Genomic DNA, 19252 nt, shown 5'->3' on the forward strand with positions numbered 1-19252 from the left:
GACATCCCATGGGGCGACGAGGAGGAAGAATGGACGAGCTGACCGACCTTGAAGTATCCGTCCTCTACGACATGCTTGAAGAATGGTGGGACAAGGACCGGCATGGAGATCTGAACGGGGGCTGGGGGTACGACGAGTACCACCAGGAAGCCCTAGGAACTCTCGGGGAGAAGATAGTGTCCCAAGCTAAGAGGCGGAAGATTATCTATGTCTGAACTGGTGGCGTTCCTTGGGCAGATGAATCAGGGCAAGTCAGCCCTCGCCCTTCAGATGCATCACTCTCTGGGAGGTGATGGCCTCCTCTTCACCAAGAAGGACCGTGGCGGACACGGCGTCATCACCTCTCGTGTGGGCTTGAAGGCTCCGGCAGGTGAGGTGTCTCCTTCTATCGACCTGTACGACTACGTCTCATGGCTTCACCGTGCTTTCCGGCGAATCCCATACATCATCTGCGATGAGGTGCAGTTCTACAGTGAGAAGCAGGTCAATCACATGGCTGATCTCGTTGACGGGCTTGGTGTCGATGCTTACGCCTTCGGTCTGCGCACCGACTTTCAGGGACGCCTCTTCGAGGGCTCCAGGCGCCTCCTGGAGCTTGCCGACCGGGTGGAGGGGCTTCCCGTCAAGACTCTCTGCTGGTGCGGCCGTAGAGCGTCACACACGGCCCGCGTGAAGGATGGCGTGATGGTCTTCTTGGGGGATCAGGTCGAGATCGGGGACCTGGAGTACCGGAGCCTGTGTCGAGCGCACCACAGGGCGGGCCTGGCGTGAGCAGTGCAGAAGACCTCATGGCGCTCATGAGGCAGATCAACGAGACCGACAGAGACAAGGGACAAGAACTGTGATCGCGCTGGATAACCACTTCGATGATGACTACTACGAGGTTGAGCCGATGAACGTCGTTGCCGCGTGTGGTGGCTGCGGCATGCTGGTTCCGTCGGGAGAGGTGATGTCCGAGGAGCTTCGGGATGGAAACCTCGTGGACGTCTGCGACGACTGCTACGAAGACCTCTTTGAGAACGGCCTCATCCGAGTGGCGGCCAAAGTTTAGTTTCTTCATTTACTTGTGTCGTGGGTTGTCGTCGGTGATCTACCGTGCGTAATCGAGTTTTCTCCCCCTTTACCGTCGAGTAACCTGTTCTTCATGGGTAGTAGTGACATACGGGTGATTTACGGGTTCGAGGGGGCTTACGCCAGCGCTCCGGATGAGTGGCATGGCCTTCCTGTCATGCGGGGCGTGAACAAGCCGGTGCAGATCCTTGAGACGGTCACTTCCATCGATGAGGTTGGGGAGGCCGTCACGAGGCTCACAGGCTTCTTGTGTGAGACCTGGGAGGCGTGGATCGACAGGGGGTTCGTGGGAGGGACTGACTACCAGTACATCCGGGCGTCGGCCCGTCGTGATGACAACGGGAAGACCCTTGCGGTACGCGTCGTAGAGAGGTGCGAGGTCTCGCGGGAGTGGTACGAGACCCCCTCCCGGTTCATCGCGTCCGAGCTCTAGACGCACACCCAATCAGATAGAGAGACCCCCGGCCTCGGCCGGGGGTTTTGTTTGTTCAGTTACTTGTGTCGTGGGGAGGCGGTTCGTTGTGGATCTGATCGTTGAAGTTGTGGTTGTGGATGATGAAGGTAACGAGTACCCCTACACTCCTGACATCCTTGACTAGTCGTAAACAAAGCCCCCCGGCAGAAGCCGGGGGGCTTTTTGTGTTTTAGGAGGGGAATCCCTCGAAGGGGTTTGGCTTGATGACCAATCGACTCCGAAGATCCTTCGGGAGGAGCACCTTCATCTTAATTATCTTTTCGTTCCGGTTGGCTCCATATTCCCTGTGGAGGTGCACCTTGATGCCGCCTCTCTCCAGGGCTTCTTCAAGTCCCTCTATGCCCCTCTCTGCGTACTCCTCGGAGTATGTGCGGCCGGTACCCTTCACCTCCCATCGGTCCCTAAGTGCCTCCGGGGGAAGATTCTCAAGCTTCATCATGAGAGTGTTAAGCCTTTCCTCCGACATGACCTTGATGGGTTCGGTTCTCGTGAGAAGTCCACCCGGCTCCAGTCCGGAGACGTAATAGGCAACCTGCTCCTGGAGTAGCTTGGCCTCTTCTCGGATCTTGTCGGCCTTGTAGTAGATGCGCTCCTGTACTTCCCAGGTGCCGATAGCTGCGAGCGTCCTCTTGATTACCTCGGCGTAGATTTCCTCTGCCTTCGGCATCGGCTTCTTCTTGCATCCGGTGCACCTGAGGAGTGTGGGTTTGGGATTCCCGTCGGCCGCCAGCTTTCGGAATCGTGCTGCGACAATGGACCGGGTGCAGTCAGGGCAGATAAGGGTTTCCCGGAAGAAGGTGCCTCGGTCGTCAAACCTCTGCTTCGGCTTGGCCTGGCTATCCATGACTTCTTGAAGCTTCTTGAACAGCTCTTCTTCGAGTACCGGTTCAGCTATCTTGATCTTCTCACCTTCTGGGGTGAGGAGGTATTCCATCTCATGTCTTGTGCCTGGCTTGACTGTGGTTCGGTGGCCGGTAAGGGCGGGGTTTCTGAGGATGAAGCGAAGGGAGGTCTCAGTAAGGGTTCCTCCGCTCTTTCCTCGGAAGCCTGCTCGGCGGAGTGTCTTAACCAATCGGGTAGGTCCCGCGCCTTCTATTCGTCTCCTGGCTGCCCACCGTACGGCCTTGGTCTCTCGCTCGTTGAGCACCCGGCGGGGGATGCCATCCTCGCCTCTAACCGAGTCGTATCCGAAGACCGGCTGAGACTGGTTCCTGTCTGAGTTCATCTGGTGGTGTCGGTATGCGGCGCCCACACGCTTGGAAGTGTTGGCGGCCTCAATGTTGGCCATGAGGGCCATGAACTCTCGAATGGCCTCATTGATCAGGTCCAGGATGGGATCTCCTGTACCCGCCATGTCCATAAGTTTGGGCTCGGAGAAGGAGACCAACTTCTTGTCGTGGTCTTCCGCCCACTTGATCATGTAGGTGAGATCCTGGCGGCGCCGGATAAGGCGGTCCAGCTTCCAGAACATCAGGATGTCGTATTCCGGAAGTCGGTCAGTGAGCCAGGGGGCCAGTGCCTTTCGCTTCCAAGGGGCCAGCTTGGAAGCACTGACGTTGAGATCCTTGACTACTGCGACGACGCGCCATCCGCGCTTGTCGCACTCGCCACGCTGGTCTAGCTCCTGCCGGGCGGGGGAGGTGGTGTCTTCCGTGAGCAGGGATAGGCGTACCGAGATGATCACTCGGGGTGCGTTGTCCGGCAGTGCTGCTTGTCGAACCTCATGCAGCCGGAGTTCTGCCAGCTCGGATTCGGTCCACTCAGGGTTCAGCGCAGCAAGTATTCGCTCTTGGGTCTTCGAGGCCATTCACCGGAGGTTACACACCCGTAGACGGCGCAGTCGATCTACAACGATGCAGCCGCCTGTGACGGAGTTACACCGCCGTAGATGGAGGAGTCCGTCTACAGCCAGCTGCGCCTCGAACGCCACCCCGTGCCCACCTGGATCGTCGCCACCGCGGGCACCGGCGGCACCTCCGCGACCATCGCCCGCTATGTGCGCTACATGCAGCACGACACCCGCGTGTGCGTCGCCGACCCCGAGAACTCCTGCTTCTTCGACGGCTGGCGGAACCACGACCCGCACGCCACCAGCGACCGCGGCTCCCGCATCGAAGGCATCGGCCGGCCGCGCATGGAACCGAGCTTCGTGACCGGAGCCATCGACCGGATGATGAAGGTCCCCGACGCCGCCAGCGTCGCCGCCGTACGCGCCCTCGACCGGGCCATCGGCCGCAAGGCGGGCGGCTCCACCGGCACCGGGCTGTGGAGCGCGCTCAAGATCGTCGCCGAGATGGCGGACCAGGGCCGGCAAGGCAGCATCGTCACCCTCATCTGCGACCCCGGCGAGCGCTACCTCGACAAGTACTACTCCGACACCTGGCTCGCCGAACAGGGCCTGGACATCGCTCCGTACGCCCGGGCCATCGACACCTTCCTGAGCTCCGGCCACTGGTCGGACTGAAGGGCCGCCCCCGGGATCCCTGCCCGCGTTCAGGAACGACGGCCGTGCATCGCCGCGAGACGCCGGTCGAGACAGCGCACCGCGTCACGGAACGCGTGCCCGACGCCCGGCCTCGCCAGCGCGACCGCCAGGCGCACAGGCGCGGAGCCGTCCACCGCCACCGTCCACCGCACGACCGTGCCCGTGCCCACCGCGAGCAACTGCCAGTCCTCCGCCATGGCCCGCACACCCGGCGTGTTCGTGACGTCGACGCGGTACGCGTAGCGCCCGGACGGCTCCTCGGCCAGGACCGTCTCCAGGAAGCGCGCACCACCCAGCAGTCGGACCTCGCGGCCCTTGCCGCCGGCCCGCTCCACGGGCCGGGCCATCGTCACCGCACGGAACCACCGCGCCCAGCCCGGCACGTCCTCCGCCAGCGCGGCATGGACCTGGGCGGGCGCCGCCGCCATGTGCGCGACGAACACCAGCCGCAGCGGTGCCGTCTCCACGAAGTCGAGCCCCACAGGGCGGAGTCTGCGCGCCATCGAGCACCCCATCGGATCGGCCGGCCAACCGCGCCGCACACCCTAACCCCTGGGCCCTCGGATGTCTGCGCCGCCTCAGCCCTCGGCGCTGCCCCGCGAACTCTCCGCCACCACCAGCTCCGGCAGCCGCTCCGCGATCTCCCGGCGCGCCCCCGCCGGCAGCCCCGCGTCCGTGACCAGGGCGTCCACCTCCTCCAGAGCGGCGAAGGAACTTAAGGCCACCGTCCCCCACTTGGTGTGGTCCGCCACCACCACGACCCGCCGGGCGGACCGCACGAAATGCCGGTTCGTCTCCGCCTCCGCGAGGTTGGGCGTCGACAGCCCCGCCTCCACGGAGATCCCGTGCACCCCGATGAACAGCACATCGAAGTGCAGCGAGCGGATCGCCGCGTCCGCCACCGGCCCCACCAGAGTGTCCGACGGCGTACGCACCCCGCCCGTCAGCACCACCATCGCCGCACCCGGACGCGGCGAGGGCCCCGCGGCCGTCATCGTGCGCTGAGCACTGTGGAACACATCGGCCGCGCGCACCGAATTCGTCACCACCGTCAGATCCGGCACGTCCACCAACTGCTGGGCCAGGGCGAACACCGTCGTCCCGCCCGCCAGGGCTATCGCGCTGCCGTGCGCGGCCATCTTCGCCGCGGCCCGCGCGATGTCCTCCTTGGCCATGAGCTCCAGCGCCGACTTGGCCTCGAAGCCCGGCTCGTGCGCCGTCGCCTCGGCCACCGGCACCGCGCCCCCGTGCACCTTCTCCACGGCACCCTGCCGGGCCAGCGCGTCCAGATCGCGGCGGACCGTCATGTCCGAGACATTGAGCTTGCGCGTCAGCTCGTTGACCCGCACACCACCACGCCGCCGCACCTCGTCGAGGATCAGGGCGCGCCGCTGCTCCGCCAGGAGATTCTGGTTGTCGCTCACCGGCCGGTCCCTCCGCTCAGCACTGCCGAATCCGCGTGTTCATCCTCCCACGCACCTGTGACAACGCCCGTGCCTCACTCAGGCCATCGGCCCCGGCACACTCACGGCAGCGTCGGCAGGTCCCGCGGATACAGCAGCGTCAGGTCGTCGGTGCTCGGGTCGGCGAGCTGCGCCACCCGGCCCGCGTGCCGCTCCACCATCGCCTCGAACGTCTGCCGCGCCGTACGGCCGTTGCCGAACGCCGGACCCTTCGGGATCGCCGTGAAATATGCCAGCAACGCCTCCGCGGCCCCCTCCCCGATCCGGTACTCGTGCTCCTCCGCCTGCTGCTCCACGATGCGCAGCAACTCCTCCGGGGTGTAGTCCCCGAAGGTGATCGTGCGGGAGAAACGCGAGGCCACCCCGGGATTGACCGTCAGGAAGCGCCGCATCTCCTCGGTGTACCCCGCGACGATCACCACCACCGCGTCCCGGTGGTCCTCCATCAGCTTCACCAGGGTGTCGATCGCCTCGCGGCCGAAGTCCCGTCCCGAGTCCTCCGGGCACAGCGCGTACGCCTCGTCGATGAACAGCACACCGCCACGCGCCCGGTCGAACGCCTCCTGCGTCCGGATCGCCGTGGAACCGATGTGCTCGCCCACCAGGTCCACGCGCGAGACCTCCACCAGGTGACCGCGTTCCAGCACCCCCAGCGCGGCGAGGATCTCGCCGTAGAGCCGGGCCACCGTGGTCTTGCCCGTCCCCGGGGAACCGGTGAAGACCAGATGACGGCGCACGGAGGCGGCCTTCAGCCCCGCCTCCTGACGGCGCCGCCCCACCTCGATCATGTCGGTGAGCGCCCGTACCTCCCGCTTGACGCTCTCCAGGCCCACCAGCGCGTCCAGTTCACCGAGCACCGTCGCGGCGGGACGCCCGTCCGCCACGGGGGAGGGCGCCGCGCCCTCGGGCACCCGCTGTACCGGCACCGCGACCGGCGGCACCGACACCAACGGAACGGTCCGCTCGACCACCGGGACACCAGCGGTCCGCAACGACCCCGCCGAGGACGCCCCCAGCGTGAACGCCGCGCTCTCGTCGCTCGTGCAGCCCTCGCTGACCGTGCCTTCCTCGGCGAACTCGTAACCCCCGCGCGCACACCGCTCCGTACGGCAGCGCGTCAGCGTCGTACGGCAGCCGTCGATCACGTGGAAGCCGTATCCGCTGCTCCCCGTCACCCGGCAGTCGTGGAAGGAACCCCGGCCGCCCGCCGACACATAGAAGCCCGCCTCCACCGGCGAACTCACCGTGCACCGCTCGATGACCGGATCCGCGCCCTTGGTGACGATGACCCCCGTGGCCGTCGCGTCGATGGTGCAACCGGCCAGTGAACCCCCGCTCCCGTGGTCCCGGAACCAGGCACCCGTCGCCGCCGCCCGGATCCGGCAGTCCTCCAGCTGTGCGGTCGCCCCGTCGCTCACCGACACCGCGGTGTTGCGGACCTGCGCGAGGTCGCTGTCGACCACGTCCACCCGCGAACCGCGGTCCAGCACGAACAGCGCGTCCGGCACATCGCGCACCCGGCAGGAGCCCAGCACGGCGCTCGCCCCGTCACTGACCCACACCGCCGGATAGTCACCCGTGCTGTCGTGGATGTCGCACCGGTCCGCGTCCACCCGCGTTCCCGGATCCCACACGGACAGGCCGTTGCGCCCGAACTTGCGCACCGCGGTGCGCGTCATCGACAGCACCGACCGGGACCGCAGGTCCACGCCGTTCTCCGGCACGTCGTGGATGTCGCAGTCCACCAGCGTCAGCACGGCGTCGGTGTCCAGGGTCACGCCGTCACCGGACGTCCGGTGCACCTGGCAGTCGGTCAGGTAACCGGCCGCCCGCGACGCCACCTGCACACCCGCGCCACGGATCTCGTACACCTCGCAGCCGGCCGCTTCCAGCGCGCTGCCCTCACCCGACAGCGACAGCCCCGCACCCGACGCGTGATGCACCCGGCAGCGCTCCAGACGCGGATGCGCGCCCCCGCTCACCGTCACGCCCGACCGGCCCGCCGCCACGACCTCGCACTCCTCGAAGACCCCGGTCGCGCCGTCCAGCACACTGATGCCGACCCCGCCCGGATTCTCCACCGTGCAGCGGCGCACCGTCGGCCGCGAGCCGCCGCGCACCTCGATCCCGGCCGCCGAACGCGTCACGATCCGCAGATCCGCCAGCTCCGGCGCACCGTCCTCGACCAACAGCGCGGGCGCCGCCGCGTCCTGACCCTCGATGTGCAGATCCAGCAGCGCCGCGGAGGACCGCACGGTCAGGGCCACCCCCTCGGCCGGCGCGATCCGCACGGCCCCGGGCGAACCCTCGCTGCCACGCAGAGTGATCGAACGGGTCACGACCAGATTCTCCCGGTACGTGCCCGGCGCGACGGACAGCACGTCCCCGTCCGCCGCCGCCTCCAGAGCCGATGCGAGGGAGTCGTATTCGCCGGTACGCCGCCGCCATCGCGCCGTACCGGTGTGCGTCACCTGGACCGAGCCCTGTGCCATGGTGCTGCTGCGCCCCCACCTCGTGCTCTGTTCACCCGGGACGGAGATGCGTACCGGCCGGACCACCGTAGCGCGCGTGGGCCACGGAAGTTGACCGGTCAGCTGCCCGCGCCCGCCCGGCCCCAGGTGTGCCCGGCCTGTTCCCACGCGCGGTCCCACTGGGCGTACCGCCGCCGCACGATCCTCCATACGATCAGCCGGCGGCCGACCTCCACCAGCCCCGCCGATCCGGCGGCCGCCGCGGCGCCGGCGAGGACCGCGTGGACGGCCGCCGTGTCGTTGTCCATGGGGCGGCCCGCGATCCGGCCGCGGTCGTCCGTCCACAGCGGGAACCGGTGTCCCGCACGCGTCTGTTGCCGCACGGCGACCACGCCGGAGAACTGCCGGTGGCCGTCCGGGGACGGCCACCGGGCGACCACCCGGTGGTGGCCCTCGCGGCCCGCGGCCGTCTCGCGGTCGGTCTCGGTGGCCCTGACCGGAAGATTGCGCAGCGCCGTGGCGGTCACCAGGTGCCGGTGCAGCCGCTGTTCATGGACGGTCTGCCGGAGGCCCTGGTGTGCGAGCGAGCCCGTCACCCAGCCGACGGCCGATCCGGCCAGCAGCATCAGGACCACCGCGACTGCCCCCACCCACGCTTCGAGGACGTCGGTGCGGCGGCGCAGCGGATTGAGCCGCCACCGCCGGGCGAAGATCGTCGCGCGCACAGCGCTCACCCCCTTCCGCGTCCGTAAATACCTCACACAGGGCATCGCATGCGGAGGAAGGCGGCGGAGAGAGCAAAATCACCCCCTCCGGAGGCGCTTCCTGGCGGCGCGTTGACGGGTGGCGTGCGGAGCGCGCGCCCCGGAGGAGGGCGCGACCTGCTCAGTCGAGGATCTCCACCTCGTCACCGACGCGCACCACTCCGGTGTGCTCCGGGATGAGGTTCGTCCCGAACACCAGAGAGGTGTCTATCCGGTGGTGCCGCGCGAGCGTCCGCAGCGGCTCCTTGCCGCGCTCCGCCGTCCGCTGGTCGGTGGTGGTCACCACGCACCGTCCGCACAGCTTCACGGCACGGAAGGTGACCTCGCCGATGCGGACGCGCCGCCAGTCGTCCTCGGCCCAGGGCGCGGTGCCGTCGACGACCACGTTGGGCCGGAAGCGGTTCATGGGCAGCGGGCCCTCGTCCGGGTGGTCACCCTGGGAGATCAGGGTGTTCAGCGCGTCGAGCGAGGCGAGCGTGGTGGCGAGCAGCGGATAGCCGTCGGCGAAGCTCACGGTCTCGCCCGGGTCGGCGTACGCGGGATCGATCGGGCGGCGCGTGGCCGGGTCGTCCATGTGCAGCAGCCGCGCCGGGGTGCCCAGATACGCGCTGAGCCACGCGTCCACGGCCTCCCCGGCGGGAACCCCCTCGACCTTGTCCCGGAACAGCTGCACCGTGACCGTGCCCCGCTCGGCCGGGTCGGGCACGGCGACGTCCAGCGGCGCGCACCCCGGGGCGCTGAGCCGGACCCCGCCGCCCGGCAGCGGCTCGGCGGCGGCCAACGCCACCCTCGGCTGCTGCCGTTGGGTGATCATGTGGCCGCTGTCGTCGGCCAGCATCCAGCGGCGGTCCCCGGCGAGCCCCCACGGTTCTACGGCCGCCTCCGCGACGGCACGGCCAGTCATCGACTTGACGGGATAGAAGTGGACCGCGGTCAGTGATGGCGTGGACATGAGGCCATCTTGCCACCCGGGCCGGGCGGTTGACCGAAGCCCCCCGGTCGGTCCCGCCCGAATCGGAAGTGCCGTCAGTAACCACCCTGATTCGGATACTGGCGGTTGTTGTACTGGTCGTCGTACGGCGCGGGGGCCGGGCGGGGCGCCACGGGGCGCATCGCCTCGTACCCGGCGGGACCCGCCGAGGCCGCCGCGGGCCGCTGCTGGTACTGCTGCGGGCCCGGGTAGCCGCGCGGCGCGGCCTGCTGCGGGATGTACGGCGCGGGCGCCTGCTGGAGGCCCGAGGGCTGCGGCGCGGGCGGCTGGTACCCGTACTGCGGAGCCTGGCCGGCATAGCCGGTCTGCGGTGTCTGCGGGGCCGGGGCGGCGGACGGCCCCGACGGCAGTGCGGGGAGGGCGGGCAGCTGGCTCCCGCCGTCGTACGGCAACGACACCCGGATGGGCGCGATCTGCGGGGTGCCCCGCTCGGCGACGAGGCTGTCGTAGATGGGGGTGTCCGGGAACGACGACGAGGCGTAGTAGCCGCCACCGTAGGTGCTGCGGGGGGAGGTCATAGCCCATAAGTTAAGCCCACGCCCCTGGCCGGGTCTATGCCAAGGTCCCCGCAACCCCTTTCTGACCTGCAAAGACGCAGGTCAGGACAGAAGTGACAGGTTGGGACACTCTTATCGGACCGGACGCCCCGCGCCACCCTCCCGGCGGCGCGGGGCCGTTGGCCGTCCGCAGGTCACCCGGCCTTCCTCAGGCCGTGCGCTCCTCGCCCCGGCCGGCGGACCACAGCGTGTGGAACGACCCCTCGCGGTCGGTCCGCCGGTAGGTGTGGGCGCCGAAGAAGTCCCGCTGCCCCTGGGTCAGGGCGGCCGGCAGGCGCTCCGCGCGCAGGGCGTCGTAGTACGCGAGCGCGGCGGAGAAGCCGGGGGTGGGCACCCCGCGGCCGACCGCCGTCGCGACGACCGAGCGCCAGGCGTCCTGGGCCTGCCCCACCTCGTCCGCGAAGCCCTTGTCGGCCAGCAGGGTCGGCAGCCCGGGGTCGGCCGCGAACGCGCTGCGGATCCGGTCCAGGAACGCGGCCCTGATGATGCATCCGCCCCGCCAGATGGCGGCCACCGCGCCGAGGTCGATGTCCCAGCCGTACTCGGCGCTCGCCGTACTGATCATGTTCCAGCCCTGCGCGTACGAGACGACCTTGGACGCGTAGAGCGCCTCCTCGACCCGCGCCGCGAACTCCTCGGCCTCGGCCGGGGAGAGGGGCTCGCGCCCGGGCCCGGGCAGCCCGCGCGCGGCCCGGCGCAGCTCGCCGTGCCCGGACACGGAACGGGCGAAGACGGCCTCCGCGATGCCCGACACCGGAACTCCGAGGTCCAGCGCGGTCTGCACCGTCCACCGCCCGGTGCCCTTCTGCTCGGCCTCGTCGGCCACCACGTCCACGAAGGGCTGCCCGGTGGCGGCGTCGGTGTGGGCGAGCACCTCGGCGGTGATCTCGATGAGATACGAGTCCAGGCGCCCGGTGTTCCAGGTGCGGAACGTCTCCGCGATCCGGGCGGGCTCGTAGCCGGCGACGTGCCGGAGCAGGTCGTACGCCTCCGCGATGAGCTGCATGTCGGCGTACTCGATGCCGTTGTGCACCATCTTGACGAAGTGTCCGGCGGCGTCGGGGCCGATGTGGGTGCAACAGGGGCTGCCGTCGGGGGCCTTGGCGGCGATGGACTCCAGGAGCGGGCCGAGGGCTTTGTAGGATTCGGTGGATCCGCCGGGCATGATGGAGGGGCCGTTGAGGGCGCCTTCCTCGCCGCCGCTGATGCCGGTGCCGACGAAGTGGATGCCTTTTTCCCGTAGGGCTTTCTCGCGGCGGCGGGTGTCGGCGAAGTGCGCGTTGCCGCCGTCGATGATCATGTCGCCCTCGTCGAGGAGGGGCGCGAACTCGTCGATGACGGCGTCGGTGGGGTCGCCGGCCTTGACCATGATGATCAGACGGCGGGGCTTCTCCAGTGCGGCGACGAACTCTTCGGCGGTCTCGGCGGGGACGAAGTTCCCCTCGTGGCCGTGTTCGTCGATGAGGGCGGTGGTCCTGGCGGTTGTGCGGTTGTGGACGGCGACGGTGTGGCCGTGGCGGGCGAAGTTGCGGGCGAGGTTGCTGCCCATGACGGCGAGTCCGGTGACGCCGATCTGGGCGGTGGCCTGGGGGGTGGAAGTGCTGGGCATTGCGGTGGTCCACTCCTGTCGCGTGCGTCGAAGGTTTGTGCGAGGCGTCAACGCCGGAGGGCTTGAAGATCTTCCCTTCGGACGTCCGGGCATCGCCCGGCCATCGTGGCACGCGGTGCTCGAGGGTGGCTGGGTGCGCGCTGGAGAGGGGGCTGGTCTGTCAGGTTCTTCGTGTGTGACGCTCTTCGTCCCTGGCGTCCGATTGTGTGGTTCAGACAAGGTGCAGGGGCGGGGCCGGGGCCGGCGCGGCAGGCTTCAGAGAGCAAGGCGAACCGTCCGAAGGCGCCATCTGGCGGTTGCGTGATCTTGGCGCTGACGGGCGGTCCGTGGCGGGTTCCGACGGGTCCGATGCTGACCTCTTGCTGACTTCGCTGATGGCTCGTCAGGTCGCCGGCGTCGCTCATGGAGGGCGCCGCGGCGCCCGCCGTGGCTGACGAGCGCTTCAGTCCGGTCCGGGAGCTTTCGATGGCGGGTGGGCTATCCCGCCGACAGACCCCGCAGCCGGCAACTTGGGCCTCGGCAGGCCGTGGTGGGCGAGCCCGGTGCGGTCCTTGGTGCGCTCGCCGAGCACCAGCGCACCGGCTTGGGCGGTGAGCTCGGCGATGATCTGGGTGTTGCCCACGGAGGTCTCCTACGGGTTCGGTGGCCCCGGTCGGGGGTGCCGGGCCGGGGTAGTTGTCCCGGCAGGCGGGGGTAGTCCGGAGGTAGCCGACAGGTGTTGTGGCAGGTCGACAGGCGGCTACCTGGCGAACTACCGTCCGGGGGCGCCGGTGGGGCCATTGCGGGGAGTTGGACTGTCGGTGGCCGGGAGGTCGTCCCGGTGGACCCCTGGGGAATGCCCTCGGGTGTTCTGACGGAGCGTCGTACGGGGCCCTGCCGCAGCGCACCGTTCACGGGTCCGGACCACTCCCCAGCCGTCAGGCGCGCCGACCTCGCGGAGGGCGGCCACGACCTCCCGCAGGAGTACCCCGTTCCCATCACCGACCAGGGCCTGCACGAAGAGAAGAGACGCCGCTGGGTCGAGGCGCGCGGCGCCGAGAGAAGACCCTCGGGTGGCGGTCCGGCGGGAGCCTGTTCTCCGTTCCCGGGTGGCTCGGCGGAGGACGGTGCGTGCATCCGGGCGGCGGCGCACCAGGCGCGTGCGCCGACCGGCATCGCGAACGGTGCGGCGAGGGAGCGGATTGTGGCCCACACGGCCGCGTAGCCGCCCTCCTGCTGTGTACCCGAGTCGGGTGAGGGCGGTACGCCAGTCCTCCGCCGTCAACCATGCCCAGCCGCGGCCCAGTAGCGCCGACGATCCGGCGCACAGGCCTTCCGCCGCTTCCCTGGGCAGCAGGCAGGGGGGCAGCTGCGTGATCCAGCCGGGGATTCGGCTGACCGCGGTAGCTTCCACAGGGACCGCTGGGGTCCTACAGGCCCGATGCCCAGGCGAGCGTGCTGCGGCGGCGTGAGTGGTGGGCGCGCGCGGGGAGCGGGCCCGTCCGCGCCGGTTCGTGGCACTGCCCGGTGGGCAGCCACCTGGGGTGGGGCAGGGCGGGGCGCCGGTCGCCGGGAGATGGAGGTACACATGGGCGCGGAGGTGTGCGACGGTTCCGGACTGCGGGTCCTCGCTCTCGAACCGGGGCGCTGGGATTCCTTCTGCGCGACCCTGACGTGGCACACCGGCGCGCCCGCCAAACCGTGCGCGGCGTGGGCACCGCTGCGGGAAGTGGTGGATTACGACCGGTCGATGCTCGTGTACGACGGCGAAGAGGTCGTGGGCACCCTGGCGGCGTTCCCTCTCCGGGTGACGACGCCGGGCGGGGCGCCGGTCACCGCGACCGGACTGACGATGGCCACCGTGCGGCCGACGCACCGGCGGCGCGGGCTGCTGAAGACGATGCTCCGGAGGCAGGCGGACGAGGCGTACGCGCAAGGCGATCCTCTCGTCCTGCACACGGTGACTGACCCGGGCGTCTACCGGACGATCGGTACCGGGTGCGCCACCCGGCAGATGTCGGTGGTCATCGACACCGCCCGGCCGGGCCTCTGCGTTCCCACGTCCGCCGACGCGGTGGTGCTGCGCCTCGTCGACCCGGAGTCCGCACTGGAGCGATGCGAGGCGGTGTACGCGCGGAAGGTTCCCGGGAGGCCGGGGATGCTGTCACGTCGACCGGAGTGGGGGCGCCTCCTCATCGGTGCGCCCGGGGCCGGTGCGCCGGTGCTGTACTGCGTGACGTCCGAGCTGGAGGGGGAGTTCACCGGCTATGCGAGGTACACGGTCGACGCCGACGTCGTGGAGGTCCTGGATGTCGAGGCACTCGACTCCGCCTCGTACGCGGCTCTGTGGCGGTTCCTGGCCGAACTTCACCTGACGTCACGGGTTTCGGCGTGCAATCGGCCGCTGGACGACCCGCTGCTGCACCTGGCGCCGGACACGCGGCAGTGCAAGGCGACCGTGAGCGACTCGCTTTATGTGCGCCTGATCGACGTGGGCAAGGCCCTCCAGGCCCGTACGTACACCCATCCGCTGGATGTCGTCCTGGACGTCGGGGACGCGTTTTGTCCGTGGAACGCCGGGCGCTGGCGCCTGAGCGGTGACGCCAAGGGCGCGTCCTGCGCCCGGACCTCGGACGCCGCCGAACTGAGCCTTTCCTCAGCAGAGTTGGCCAGTGCCTACCTCGGCGGTGTCGGCCTGCGGGCGCTCGCCGGCGCGGGAAGGGTGCGCGAGCTGCGCAGGGGAGCGCTGGCCGAGGCGTCGGCGGCCTTCCGCGGCGATCTCGCCCCATGGCTGCCCTTCGGCTTCTGACCGCGCGCCCCGGAGCGGGCCGTCCCGCGCCCGTCCCGCCGGCGGGTCCGGTCGTCCTCAGTCGCGTTGGCCGCGTTCGAGGACCAGCCCTGCCGAGCGGAGCGCCGACAGCAGCTCGTCGGCGTCGGCTCGCGCCGTGTCCATGTCGACGGCGTGCTCCTGGGCCAGGGCCGTCGCGGCCACGTCGAGGTCACCAGAGTCCAGCAGCACCTGCAGCACGGTCACCCCTGTGGGGTTGAGATTCCAGTAGGCGCCCTTGGCCTCGTCCAGCAGCACCATTCCGTATTCGGTCCGTGTCCAGGTGATGTGACCGGCAAGTGTGAAGGACATGATCCGCTTCCTCCTGCGTCCGTAGTGCGCCTGCGGGGGTTACGCCGGCCGGGCGAGCGAGCGCAGCCACGCCTCGCAGCCGAGCGTCGTGCTGTAGAGCATGTGATTGACGTGCGGCGGCACGGGGCGCAGCAGCGCGTCCCGCAGCGCCCCGGCGTCGATCAGCCCCCGGTCGGCGAGGAGCGATCCGTCGGCCAGGGCCATGAGTTCGTGCCGGTGTACGGCCATCCCCTGCAGCACCGGGAGACCGGTGGACTGGGTGCGCCCGAGGAGCGCGGAGGCGGGCACGACGCCGCGCATGGCTTCCACGATGAGCGCCTTGGGCCGGTCGGGCGCGCCCCGCTCACTCGCGTCCACCGCGAGGGCGGACTCCACGACGGAGTCGTCGAGGTAGGGGGCGGCCAGCCGGGTGCCGCCTCCGCGCGCAAGCTGCTGGTACTGACGGGTGACGGTCGCCGCCTGATGGACGGCGTCCAGAGTGACGTGAACCCATCGTGTCCGGCCCAGAGGCCGGGCCGCGCGGGACGCGGCGCGCAGCGCGTCCGCGATGGCGGTCGCGGCGTCACGGGTCAGCCAGGGCGGGAGGTGGACCGGACTTCCCCAGCCTAGGGCGGTATCGGCGAGGCGGCCGATGTCGTTCGCGTGCGAGGCAAGCCATTTGGGGTAGGAGCGGCGGTCGAGCAGCGCGCGTAACGCCTTCGTGCAGGAGGTGTCCGAACGGGCGGCGATCAGACGGGCCAGGCGCAGGGAGGCGTGCGGCTTCTCGCCGGCGAGCGCGTGCGCCCACTGGGGTGCGAGGCCGAGGACCTCGTCTCCGCCGAGGCCGGTCAGATGAACCTCCGCCCCGCGCCTCAGCCCGAGGTCGAACAGCCGCAGGAACCGTGCCCTTTCCCAGATGCGGAAGGCGGGTTCGTCCAGTGTCCCGGCCGTGTCGAGGACCCCCTCGTACGGCAGCGGGGCCTCGTCGGAGGGGAGCAGGACGTGGTCGACGTCGCGACCGGCCCGGCGCAGGGCAGCGACCGTGCGGACGGCGCACGGTGCGTCGTCGTCCATGGCGTCGGGGCCGGCCAGGGTCAGCGCCGACACGCGGGCGCCGTGGCGCGCCGCCAGCACGCACAGAGAGGAGGAGTCGACACCGCTGAGGTCCGCGGCGACGGCCGGGCGGGGGCCGGCCAGACGGGTCCGTACGGACTCGGACAGCGCCCCGGCGAACCGGCTGCCGCCCGCCAGGAGCGACAGGTCCTGTTCGGGGGGCCGCCACCAGCGGCCGACGCGGTGCCGCCCTGTGCTGTCCAGGAAGAGGGCGTGGCCGGGTTCGACCGAGTGGACCCCGTGCCACATCGGCTGCCAGGACAGCGGCCACGGCAGGGCCCCGAGGGGCAGTTGCCAGATGAGACGTTCGTCGTCGGCCCGTTCCCCCGTCAGCGCGGCGAGCACGATCGCCCGGTCGCCCGCCACGGTCGTACCGTCGAGGCGGGCGTGGAACACGCGCCTCAGGCCGGATGCGGTGCCCTGGACCCGCACGTCGCCGTCGATCGAAGCGATGAGGTGGAAGCTTCCCGGCACGGTGCCGGACAGCCGGTCCAGGCCGCCGGTGGACGACGCGCCGGGCACGAGACGTGCGAGCCGCCGGCCGTCGACCGCGTGCTCCCCGAACAGGGCCAGCCGTCCCGTGCGCCCGACGTCGACCGCGACGCATTCGCCCTCGGCCCACCGTCCCAATAGCCAGGGCCGGCCGGAACGGTGGGGAATTTGCCGGAGGCCCGGCAAGTCACGCAGAAGTGCGCCGGCGCCATGGATTGCGCTTTCACCGTCCGGCAGGACCAGAAACCACGAGGCGTTCTCACCGAGATCGGGAAATGCAACGCCCCCGGCCCCACTCGCAGATGGCCATCGTGCCATACCACCCCCAGGGTAACTCCCGTACATTGTCTGCCCTTTCGGGCCCCGGTCAACCTTCGGATGTCAGTGCGACCGCGAGAGAATCCGTTTAACGATGTTGCGGATTGGCGAGCCATGCAACGCCGGATACTGGCACGCCGGTCCGCAGAAACGGCGCGCCAGTAAGAAGTTAAGGGAGGTGAAACAGTGATGAAGAGCCATTACGAGAAGCCGACACTCGTCGCCGTGGGAACGTTCCGGAAGGTGACCGGCAAGGGCAACGCGACTCAGGGTGACTGGGCATCGTCGCGTTCGAAGGCATCGTCCTAGAAGGCACTGACCTAGAAGACACGGCCGAGACCGCCCCTATTCGGCGCACCGGGGGCGGAGGGGCGGGATGAAGGAAAGCCCGCTACGCCGGGCGGGCGGTGGGCCGGAGGCGCTGCCGCTCCCCGGTCAAGCGGAATGGGCAGCGCGGTGCGCGCCTATAGCGCCCGTATGTGCAGTGCCACCCGTGAGCAGTATTCGAGTGGGGGTTGAAATCCTGTGCGAACTCCGCCGAGCCCGCCTTGGTTCGTCGTCTTTCCGGACACACCCGAAGCAGCCTCCGCCGTGAATGCGCTACGACCGCCGGCGGTCCACGTTCTGCGTCATGCATCAGGCCGTGTGTGGATTCTGGGTGACTGGCCCGAGGAGGAATTGGCAACTGGTGAGGCAGGGGGAGTGCGACTCGCGGTACTGGGCCGGCACGGCGCCGGGAACGGCCAACTCCACCGGCACGCACGGGATATCCGCACGATCGCCGATGCGGACTCCGTCGCGAGAACTGTCGACGGCAGCGCGCATGTGATGGCCTCGGTGTCCGGTCACGTACGGATCCAGGGAACGGTGACCGGACTGCGCCGTGTCTTCTCCGCGCGTCTGAGGCATTGCACCGTGGCCGGCGACCGCCCCGACGTGCTCGCGCACCTGGCGAACGCGGACATCGACGACGAGGCCCTGGCCTGCCACTTGCTCGCTCCGCCCATGCCGAGCCTGGTCATGAGCCGCTCACTGTGGCGGGGCGTCCGGGGCCTGCCCACCAGGGACTGTCTCCTGCTCGATACGAACGGGCGCGCCGAGACCCGGCGGTGGTGGCGGCCCCCGCCACCGGAGCTGCCCCTGTCGCAGGGCGCCGCGCCCTTCGGTGAGGCGCTGAGCCGCGCAGTGGGCGTACGGGCCGCCGCAGCCCGCAACGTCAGCAGCGACCTCGGCGGCTTCGACTCCACGACCTTGTGCTGCCTGGCCGCTCGCCACGGCCCCGTGGTGGCCTGCACGGGCGGGGCCGACGACCCGGCCGCCGACGACCTGCCCTGGGCCCGCCGCACCGCCGCCACCGTTCCCGGCATCACCCACCTGGTGCTGCCCCTCGACCAGCTGCCCGATGCCTATGCGGGTGCGCTGGACTCGGACGAGCCGCCGGACGCCCCGTGCCCGACCCACGTCGACCGCGCGCGTTTCGCAGCGATCTGGCAGGCAGTCGCCCGGGAACACGAACCGGGCGTCCACTTCACCGGCTGCGGCGGCGACGAGATCGCCGGCGGCACCGAGAACCACGTGTACGACATGCTCCGCGCGCCGCGCTCCAGCTGGCGGACCCTCCGGGGCTTCAAGGCCGAAGCGCGCTGGTCACTGCGTTCAATGCTGGCCATGCGACGCGACAGGCGGCCGTACGGCCGCTGGCTGGCCGAGGAACTGGGCTGCGGCCTGCATCGGCCGGGGACACCGGACGCCCTGCCCCAGCCCTGGGGATACCCGGTGCGCATGCCTCCCTGGGTCACCCCGGACGCCTTCGGCTACGTGCGTACCGCGCTCAGCCGGCTCGCCGAGGAGGACGACCCGTGGTCCCCCTACCGTGGGCAGCACTGCGACCTGGACATGATGTTCGCGACCGCGCAGGAAGTGCGGCACCACATGCGCATCGCAGCGCGTCTGGGCTTCGCCCTCGCCGCCCCCTATTACGACGACCGCGTAGTCGAGGCCGGGCTGGCCGTCCGGGCGGAGGAACGGGTCACGCTCTGGACGTACAAACCCCTCCTCCCCGCCGCAGTGAAGGGCCTCGTCCCCGACAGCGTCTTCGCGAGGACCACCAAGGCCGAGGGCAGCCACGCCCAGTACACCGGCTGGCTCGCCCACCGGGAGCGGCTGCTCGCGCTCTGCGAGGACTCCCGGCTGGCCGCACGAGGGCTGATCGACGCCCGGCGACTGCGCGAGGCGCTCGGCAGGCCCCTCTCCGCCTTCGCCGACAGCCACATCTTCGAGTCGACCATCGCCTGCGAGACATGGCTGCGCACGATACCCGGAACCACGGAACCCCGCCCCTGACCA

The 19252-nt window shown here is 69.8% G+C and carries 18 protein-coding genes and 1 pseudogene; 8 read left to right on the forward strand and 11 right to left on the reverse strand.

All coding sequences use genetic code 11. From position 1 onward, the window contains the following. Positions 1-29: 29 nt before the first annotated feature. The 4 genes from ACFY1P_RS08320 (at position 30) to ACFY1P_RS08335 (ending at position 1504) form a co-directional block, all read left to right on the forward strand. Positions 30-215, forward strand: a complete 186-nt coding sequence (locus ACFY1P_RS08320; protein WP_390750142.1) for a hypothetical protein — start codon at positions 30-32, stop codon at positions 213-215. Next, positions 208-771 (forward strand): thymidine kinase, encoded by a 564-nt coding sequence (locus ACFY1P_RS08325; RefSeq protein ID WP_390750143.1) that lies wholly within the window; start codon positions 208-210, stop codon positions 769-771. Before ACFY1P_RS08320 ends, ACFY1P_RS08325 begins: the two co-directional genes overlap by 8 nt. 70 nt (positions 772-841) lie before the next feature. After that, entirely contained in the window at positions 842-1051 is a 210-nt protein-coding gene (locus ACFY1P_RS08330) for a hypothetical protein (protein WP_390750144.1), read from the forward strand. A 93-nt stretch (positions 1052-1144) separates the two neighbouring features. Continuing rightward, complete coding sequence (locus ACFY1P_RS08335; protein WP_390750145.1) at positions 1145-1504, forward strand: hypothetical protein; 360 nt, start codon at positions 1145-1147, stop codon at positions 1502-1504. Between the two features lie 211 nt (positions 1505-1715). On the opposite strand, the gene ACFY1P_RS08340 is transcribed toward ACFY1P_RS08335, so the two are convergent. Continuing rightward, positions 1716-3353, reverse strand: coding sequence for a recombinase family protein (locus ACFY1P_RS08340; RefSeq protein WP_390750146.1), 1638 nt, complete (start codon positions 3351-3353; stop codon positions 1716-1718). 87 nt (positions 3354-3440) lie between these two features. On the opposite strand from ACFY1P_RS08340, the pseudogene ACFY1P_RS08345 reads away from it, so the two are divergent. Continuing rightward, a pseudogene (locus ACFY1P_RS08345) lies at positions 3441-4010 on the forward strand (pyridoxal-phosphate dependent enzyme); the annotation flags it as partial. A gap of 29 nt (positions 4011-4039) precedes the next feature. Here the strand turns inward: ACFY1P_RS08345 and ACFY1P_RS08350 are convergent. From ACFY1P_RS08350 to ACFY1P_RS08385, 8 genes are all read right to left on the reverse strand, one after another. Beyond that, positions 4040-4534, reverse strand: a complete 495-nt coding sequence (locus ACFY1P_RS08350; protein ID WP_361521033.1) for an SRPBCC family protein — start codon at positions 4532-4534, stop codon at positions 4040-4042. Positions 4535-4609: 75 nt separating this feature from the next. After that, entirely contained in the window at positions 4610-5455 is an 846-nt protein-coding gene (locus tag ACFY1P_RS08355; protein ID WP_390750147.1) for a DeoR/GlpR family DNA-binding transcription regulator, read from the reverse strand. A gap of 101 nt (positions 5456-5556) precedes the next feature. Further along, positions 5557-7986 (reverse strand): right-handed parallel beta-helix repeat-containing protein, encoded by a 2430-nt coding sequence (locus ACFY1P_RS08360; RefSeq protein ID WP_390750148.1) that lies wholly within the window; start codon positions 7984-7986, stop codon positions 5557-5559. Positions 7987-8084: 98 nt separating this feature from the next. After that, the gene (locus ACFY1P_RS08365) at positions 8085-8690 is read right to left on the reverse strand and encodes a hypothetical protein (RefSeq protein ID WP_390750149.1); all 606 of its coding nucleotides are present in this window, start codon (positions 8688-8690) and stop codon (positions 8085-8087) included. A 160-nt stretch (positions 8691-8850) separates the two neighbouring features. After that, entirely contained in the window at positions 8851-9681 is an 831-nt protein-coding gene (locus tag ACFY1P_RS08370; RefSeq protein WP_361521043.1) for an MOSC N-terminal beta barrel domain-containing protein, read from the reverse strand. Positions 9682-9755: 74 nt separating this feature from the next. Then, positions 9756-10238: a DUF6643 family protein gene (locus ACFY1P_RS08375; RefSeq protein ID WP_361521045.1), complete on the reverse strand. Its 483-nt coding sequence runs from the start codon at positions 10236-10238 to the stop codon at positions 9756-9758. 187 nt (positions 10239-10425) lie between these two features. Continuing rightward, complete coding sequence (gene gndA, locus ACFY1P_RS08380; protein ID WP_390750150.1) at positions 10426-11886, reverse strand: NADP-dependent phosphogluconate dehydrogenase; 1461 nt, start codon at positions 11884-11886, stop codon at positions 10426-10428. A 442-nt stretch (positions 11887-12328) separates the two neighbouring features. Beyond that, the gene (locus ACFY1P_RS08385) at positions 12329-12508 is read right to left on the reverse strand and encodes a hypothetical protein (RefSeq protein WP_390750151.1); all 180 of its coding nucleotides are present in this window, start codon (positions 12506-12508) and stop codon (positions 12329-12331) included. A gap of 945 nt (positions 12509-13453) precedes the next feature. Between ACFY1P_RS08385 and ACFY1P_RS08390 the strand changes: the two genes are divergently transcribed. Continuing rightward, on the forward strand, positions 13454-14674 hold the full coding sequence (locus ACFY1P_RS08390; protein ID WP_390750152.1) for a GNAT family N-acetyltransferase: 1221 nt from the start codon (positions 13454-13456) through the stop codon (positions 14672-14674). 57 nt (positions 14675-14731) lie between these two features. Here ACFY1P_RS08390 and ACFY1P_RS08395 read toward each other — a convergent pair whose 3' ends face one another. Together ACFY1P_RS08395 and ACFY1P_RS08400 are read right to left on the reverse strand one after the other, a co-directional pair. Next, positions 14732-15004: a lasso peptide biosynthesis PqqD family chaperone gene (locus ACFY1P_RS08395; protein WP_390750153.1), complete on the reverse strand. Its 273-nt coding sequence runs from the start codon at positions 15002-15004 to the stop codon at positions 14732-14734. 39 nt (positions 15005-15043) lie between these two features. Further along, positions 15044-16726: an asparagine synthase-related protein gene (locus ACFY1P_RS08400; protein WP_390750154.1), complete on the reverse strand. Its 1683-nt coding sequence runs from the start codon at positions 16724-16726 to the stop codon at positions 15044-15046. A 369-nt stretch (positions 16727-17095) separates the two neighbouring features. Between ACFY1P_RS08400 and ACFY1P_RS08405 the strand changes: the two genes are divergently transcribed. Both ACFY1P_RS08405 and ACFY1P_RS08410 read left to right on the forward strand, forming a co-directional pair. Continuing rightward, positions 17096-17215: a keywimysin-related RiPP gene (locus ACFY1P_RS08405; protein ID WP_390750155.1), complete on the forward strand. Its 120-nt coding sequence runs from the start codon at positions 17096-17098 to the stop codon at positions 17213-17215. A 393-nt stretch (positions 17216-17608) separates the two neighbouring features. Next, positions 17609-19249 (forward strand): asparagine synthase-related protein, encoded by a 1641-nt coding sequence (locus ACFY1P_RS08410; protein WP_390750156.1) that lies wholly within the window; start codon positions 17609-17611, stop codon positions 19247-19249. Positions 19250-19252: the final 3 nt, after the last annotated feature.

The sequence above is a fragment of the Streptomyces sp. NPDC001407 genome (assembly GCF_042895325.1).
GTDB lineage: Bacteria > Actinomycetota > Actinomycetes > Streptomycetales > Streptomycetaceae > Streptomyces.